A 6122-nucleotide genomic window follows, 5' to 3' on the forward strand; every position below is an offset into this window, starting at 1 on the left:
CCGTGCAGCGCCGGATCATGGGCATCGAGACCGAGTTCGGGGTCACCTGCACGTTCCGCGGACACCGCCGGCTCAGCCCGGACGAGGTCGCGCGGTACCTGTTCCGCCGGGTCGTTTCGTGGGGCCGGTCGTCGAACGTCTTCCTGGACAACGGTTCGCGGCTGTACCTCGACGTCGGCTCGCACCCGGAGTACGCAACCGCCGAGTGCGACGACCTGCTGACGCTGATCACGCACGACCGGGCCGGTGAGCGGATCCTGGTCGATCTGCTCCTCGACGCGCAGAACCGCCTCGCCGACGAGGGCATCGGCGGCGACATCTACCTGTTCAAGAACAACACCGACTCGGCGGGCAACTCCTACGGCTGCCACGAGAATTTCCTCGTCGTGCGCTCGGGCGAGTTCTCCCGGATCTCCGACGTGCTGCTGCCGTTCCTGGTCACGCGCCAGTTGATCTGCGGCGCCGGGAAGGTGCTGGCGACGCCGAGTTCGGCGCAGTTCTGCCTGTCCCAGCGGGCCGAGCACATCTGGGAGGGGGTGTCGAGTGCGACGACGCGCTCGCGCCCCATCATCAACACCCGCGACGAGCCGCACGCCGACGCCGAGAAGTACCGGCGCCTGCACGTCATCGTCGGCGATTCGAACATGGCCGAACCCACGACCATGCTGAAGGTCGGGTCGGCGCTGCTGGTGCTGGAGATGATCGAGGCCGGTGTGAGCTTCCGCGACTTCGCCCTCGACAACCCGATCCGCGCCATCCGCGAGATCAGCCACGACCCGACCGGTCGCCGCCCGGTGCGCCTGGCCGGTGGCCGCGAGGCGAGTGCGCTGGACATCCAGCGCGAATACCACGCGCGGGCCGTCGCGCACATGGAGAACCGTCAGCCCGACGAGATGCTCTCGAAGGTCGTCGACCTGTGGGGCCGCATGCTCGACGCCGTCGAGTCCGACGACTTCTCCGGCGTGGACACCGAGATCGACTGGGTGATCAAGCGCAAGCTGTTCCGGCGCTACCAGGACCGCTACGACATCGAGCTGGGCGACCCGAAGATCGCGCAACTCGACCTGGCCTACCACGACATCCTGCCCGGCCGCGGGGTCGCCGACGTGCTGACGCGCAAGGGGCTGATCGCCCGCGTCACCACGGACGAGGCGATCGACGAGGCGGTGCACCTGCCGCCGCAGACGACGCGGGCCAAACTGCGCGGCGAGTTCATCAGCGCCGCGCAGGCCGCGGGCCGCGACTTCACCGTCGACTGGGTCCACCTCAAGCTCAACGATCAGGCTCAGCGCACCGTGCTCTGCAAGGACCCGTTCCGGTCCGTGGACGAGCGCGTCGATCGCCTGATCGCCTCCATGTGACCCGTACCCTGGGTCCGTGCCCAAACGCCAGAAGGTCGAGCGCCAACTCAACCTGGTCATCTGCCTGCTCTCCACGCGCCAGTTCGTGTCCGCGGACTACATCCGCCGCAATGTCGGCGGCTACTACGAGAACGCGAGCAGCGACGAGGCCTTCTTCCGGATGTTCGAGCGGGACAAGGCCGATCTGCGCGACCTGGGCATCCCGCTGATCACCGGCCCGACGTCGGGCTTCGGGGAGAGCGAGGACGGGTACCGAATCGATCGCGAGCGCTACGAGCTGCCCGACATCCACCTGGAGTCCGACGAGGCCGCCGCGGTCGCCCTGGCCACCGCGCTGTGGGACAGCTCCGAGGTCGCGGCGATCGCCCAGAGTGCCGCTCTCAAGCTGCGCGCCGCCGGCATCGACGTGTCGGCCGACCAGGAGTGGGAGGTCAGTCCGGCCGCGGCCGGACGAGGCGCCGGTGACGAGCGGGTCCTGCGGACCCTGCTCGAGGCGAGCCAGAGGCGCCGGTCGGTCGAGATGGTCTATCAGCGTCCGGGCGCCCAACCGGCGGTCCGCCGCCTGGAACCGTGGGGCGTGGTCACCCATCGGGGACGCTGGTACGTCGTCGGCCACGACCGCGATCGGGGGGAGCGCCGGACCTTCCGCCTGGCGCGCATCACCGAGGTGGCGCCGGTCGGCAGCGACGGTGCCTTCACGGTCGACGCCGAGCCGGGTTCGCTGCGCGACTTGGTGGCCGAATCGGTCGACACGGCGTTTCGCGAGGAGGCCGGACGGGCCCGGATCTGGGTGGCTGCCGACCGCGCCGCCGGTTTGCGGCGGTTCGCGTCGGCGACCGAACCGATGACTTTCGACGGGGAGCCCGGCGACCGATTGACCGTCGACTACGACTCCACGCCGGTGTTGGTGCGCACGATCCTCGGCGCGGGATCGGACGCGGTCGTCCTCGAGCCCGCGGGGCTGCGCGACGCGGTCGTCGCGGCGCTGGACGAACTGGTGGTGCGATCATGACCGGCACATCGGTCTCACGGTTCTCCCGGCTGCTCGCGATGGTCCCGTATCTGGCGGCCCGGCAGGGGATCGCCGTCGACGAGGCGGCCGCCGAACTCGGCATCTCCGAGTCGCAACTCACCAAGGACATCGAGCAGCTGTTCGTCTGTGGTCACCGTCAGAACGGCTTCGAGGACCTCATCGACGTCCAGTACGACTCCGGATATGTGCGGGTGCAGTTCACCGCGGGCATGGACCGGCCGCTGCGGCTCACCGGTGACGAGGCGGCCCTGCTGCAAACCGCGCTGGCAACGCTCGCCGACATCCCCGGCGTCGACGCCGACGCCACCCGTCGGGCGATCGCGAAGGTCGAGGAGGCGATGGCCGCCCCGGTCCGGCCCAAGAAGAAGGGGCTGCGCGCGCGGGGCGAGGAGCTGGAACGGGCGGCCGCGGCGGCGAAAGCCGCCGGCGGCGGAAGCGAGGACAAAGCGGACGCGGGCTCGGCCCGCGAGGCCGTCTACGACCGGGTGCGCGACGGCGTTCGCGACCATCGGGCGCTGCGGCTGCGCTACTACACGCCGGCCCGCGACGCCGTCGGTGAGCGGGTGGTGGACCCCATGGCCGTCCAGCTGATCGACGGCAAGGCCTACCTGCAGGCGTGGTGCCGCCAGTCGGAGGGCACTCGTCTGTTCCGTTTTGACCGGATCGAGGAGGCCGAGGAGCTCGACGAACCGTCGAATCCACCCGCCGCGGCAGTCGAGACGGGCTCGCCGGCCGGCTGGGAGGGCCAGGATCTGCCCACCGCCGAGCTGGAGATCGACCGCTCGGCGGTGTGGGTGGTCGAGAACTACCTGGTCGATTTGCTGGACGACCCGCCGGCCGATTCCGCTGCGCCCGTCCGGGCACAGGTGCGCTACGGCTCGCAGGAGTGGTTGGTGCGGTTCCTGCTCGGCTTCGGTGGCGCGATCCGCGTCGTCGGCGAGCCGCAGGTGCAGGCGCAGGTCCGGGAGCGCGCCGCCGCGGCCCGCGCCCGCTATTCCTAGTGTCGGGTCATGTCATTCGAGTCCGTTCGGGCCGCCTACGGCAGCCGGGTGTCCGACTATGTCGACGTCGTCGGACGGATCGATCAGGTGGATCAGGCGGATCTCGAGCTCATCGAGGACTGGGCGCGCGGCATCGACGGGCCGATTCTGGATGTCGGGTGTGGTCCGGGTCAGTGGACCGACCACCTCGCCGGTCTCGGCCTCGACGTTGCGGAATTCGTCGAACACGCGCGCAGGACATACACCGATGGTCGCTATCGCGTTGGGCGGGCGGAGGACTTGCACGTCGAGGACGGCGCGCTGGGCGGCGTCCTCGCCTGGTACTCCCTCATCCACGTCGAGCCGGATCACATCGGTGCCCCGCTTGCGGAGCTCGCGCGGTGTATTCGCCCCGGTGGTGGGCTCGCCTTGGGATTCTTCACCGATTCGGTGGTGGCTCCCTTCGACCACGCGGTCGATATCGCCTACTACTGGCCGATCGACGTACTCGTGTCCCGCGTCGAGGACGCCGGCTTCACCGTTACCCACACGGGCTCTCGGGCAGATCGTCCAGAGCGCACCCACGCCGAAATCCTCGCAAGCCGCCGCCGCGAGCGGCCACGAGGCGCGGTCGCGGGCAACGGTGCGGTGGTCGCGTAGACTCGGGGACGACTGAACACCGTCTTCCGAGGGAGTCTGCCATGCCGTGGGGCCTAACGCCGGGGCACTTGATCATCGTGCTGATCGCTTTCCTGATCCTGTTCGGCGCGGGCAAGCTCCCGGACGCGGCGCGCGGCATCGGACGGTCGCTGCGCATCTTCAAGAGTGAGCTGGGCGAGATGGCCGGCGACGGCAAGGACAAGGAGGCGGCCAAGGCCGCCGACGACCCGCAGCGCGAGCTGCCCCCGGGGGATGGCGACGGTGACGGGGCGGGTCCCGCCTCGGAGAAGAAGTCCGCCTGATCCCCGCCGTCTGACGCCCCGCCCGCGTGCGCATCCCGCTCGACCCTCGCCGCCGAAGCAGCAAGGTCAACCCCGACGGCACCATGCCGCTGGTGGATCATCTGCGCGAGCTGCGCAGACGGCTGATCATCGCCCTGGTCGCCATCGCGCTGACCACGATCATCGGCTTCGTCTGGTACTCGCGCGGCCCGTGGGTCGTGCCGTCGCTGGGAGAGCTCCTGCGCGGCCCGTACTGCGACCTCCCGTCCGACCTGCGCGCCTCCTTCTCACCGGACGGGAAGTGTCGCCTGCTGGCCACCGGTCCGTTCGACCAGTTCATGCTGCGCCTGAAGGTCGGTCTGACCGCCGGCATCGTGCTCGCCGCCCCGGTGTGGTTCTACCAACTGTGGCGGTTCATCACTCCTGCGCTGCGCCGCAACGAGCGCCGCTACGCGGTGGGCTTCGTCGCGTCGGCCAGCCTGCTGTTCATCGCCGGTGCGGTCCTGGCCTACCTGGTCGTCGCTAAGGCCTTCAAGTTCCTGCTGAGCATCGGCAGCGACGTCCAGACCACCGCGCTGGCCGGTGACCAGTACTTCTCGTTCATCATCAACCTGCTGATCATCTTCGGGATCAGCTTCGAGCTGCCCGTGCTGCTCGTCGCGCTCAACCTGATCGGGGTGCTGTCCTACGAGCGCCTGAAGAAGTGGCGACGCGGTCTGGTGTTCGGCATGTTCGTGTTCGCGGCTTTCATCACCCCCGGCTCGGACCCGTTCACGATGACCGCCCTCGCCGTCGCTCTCACCGTGCTGCTTGAGGGCGCGATCCAGTTCTCCCGCATCAACGACAAGCGGCGGGCCCGCAAGCGCGCTGCCGCCGATGCGCTCGACGACGACGAGGCGAGCCCGCTCGCCCCGCCGGAGCCGATCGGGGCACCGGCGTCGACGACGCGGGATTCGGTTCGGCGGTCCGACGGCTTCGATGACATCCTGTAGGCGATGACCACCGGCACCGCTTCGAGCGGCTTCAACGCGGAGACGGCCCTGCGCGACTTCGCCGATCGACTGTCCTTCGGCCTGGACGACTTCCAGCGGCGCGCCTGCGAGGCGCTCGTCGCCGGTCACGGCGTGCTCGTGTGCGCGCCGACCGGCGCCGGCAAGACCATCGTCGGTGAATTCGCGGTCCACCTGGCCCTGGCCAGCGGCACCAAGTGCTTCTACACGACGCCCATCAAGGCGCTGAGCAACCAGAAGTTCCACGACCTCGTCGAGGTGCACGGCGCCGGCAACGTCGGACTCCTCACCGGGGACAACTCGATCAACTCCGACGCCCCGATCGTGGTGATGACGACCGAGGTGGTGCGCAACATGATCTATGCGCAGAGTCCGGCCCTGGACGGGCTGGCCTTCGTCGTCATGGACGAGGTGCACTTCCTGGCCGACCGCTTCCGCGGGGCGGTCTGGGAGGAGGTGATCCTGCACCTGGATCCGTCGGTGCGGGTGGTGAGCCTCTCGGCGACGGTCTCCAACTCGGAGGAGTTTGGCGCCTGGATACAGACGGTGCGCGGCGACACCACGGTGATCGTCGACGAGGTGCGCCCGGTCCCGCTGTGGCAGCACATGCTGGTCGGCAACCGCCTGTTCGACCTGTACGACCGCGCGTCGCTCGCCGACGGCAAACCCCGGGTGAACCCGGAACTCACCCGGTACATCGCCCACCGCGCCCTGACCGCCAGCGGCGACCGCGACGACGACTCCCACGGACGGGGCCGGCGGGCGGGCGGCCGGCACCGGGGACGCGGGGGTCCGCG

The 6122-nt window shown here is 69.6% G+C and carries 7 protein-coding genes; all 7 read left to right on the forward strand.

Annotation, left to right across the window (positions count from 1 at the left end):
* Nucleotides 1-2 precede the first annotated feature (2 nt).
* Nucleotides 3-1361, forward strand: coding sequence for a Pup--protein ligase (gene pafA, locus QM634_RS02955; RefSeq protein ID WP_415041281.1), 1359 nt, complete (start codon nt 3-5; stop codon nt 1359-1361).
* A gap of 16 nt (nt 1362-1377) precedes the next feature.
* A complete protein-coding gene (locus QM634_RS02960) occupies nt 1378-2373 on the forward strand; it encodes a helix-turn-helix transcriptional regulator (protein ID WP_415041282.1) in 996 nt (331 codons plus the stop codon).
* Nucleotides 2370-3395, forward strand: coding sequence for a helix-turn-helix transcriptional regulator (locus QM634_RS02965; protein WP_415041283.1), 1026 nt, complete (start codon nt 2370-2372; stop codon nt 3393-3395). Before QM634_RS02960 ends, QM634_RS02965 begins: the two co-directional genes overlap by 4 nt.
* Nucleotides 3396-3404: 9 nt before the next feature.
* Nucleotides 3405-4034 (forward strand): class I SAM-dependent methyltransferase, encoded by a 630-nt coding sequence (locus QM634_RS02970; protein WP_415041284.1) that lies wholly within the window; start codon nt 3405-3407, stop codon nt 4032-4034.
* 41 nt (nt 4035-4075) lie between these two features.
* Entirely contained in the window at nt 4076-4336 is a 261-nt protein-coding gene (gene tatA, locus QM634_RS02975) for a Sec-independent protein translocase subunit TatA (protein ID WP_415041285.1), read from the forward strand.
* A gap of 26 nt (nt 4337-4362) precedes the next feature.
* Nucleotides 4363-5307, forward strand: coding sequence for a twin-arginine translocase subunit TatC (tatC, locus tag QM634_RS02980; protein WP_415041286.1), 945 nt, complete (start codon nt 4363-4365; stop codon nt 5305-5307).
* Between the two features lie 3 nt (nt 5308-5310).
* Nucleotides 5311-6122: DEAD/DEAH box helicase (locus tag QM634_RS02985; RefSeq protein WP_415041287.1), on the forward strand; the 812-nt coding region annotated here is incomplete at its 3' end.

This window comes from Gordonia sp. (in: high G+C Gram-positive bacteria), from assembly GCF_047606305.1.
Classification (GTDB): Bacteria; Actinomycetota; Actinomycetes; order Mycobacteriales; family Mycobacteriaceae; genus Gordonia.

Bases quoted from the DNA above. Each gene is read 5' to 3' on its own strand.
- QM634_RS02965 (WP_415041283.1), top strand. From the start codon at position 2,370: ATGACCGGCACATCGGTCTCACGGTTCTCCCGGCTGCTCGCGATGGTC.
- QM634_RS02970 (WP_415041284.1), top strand. From the start codon at position 3,405: ATGTCATTCGAGTCCGTTCGGGCCGCCTACGGCAGCCGGGTGTCCGAC.
- tatA (WP_415041285.1), top strand. From the start codon at position 4,076: ATGCCGTGGGGCCTAACGCCGGGGCACTTGATCATCGTGCTGATCGCT.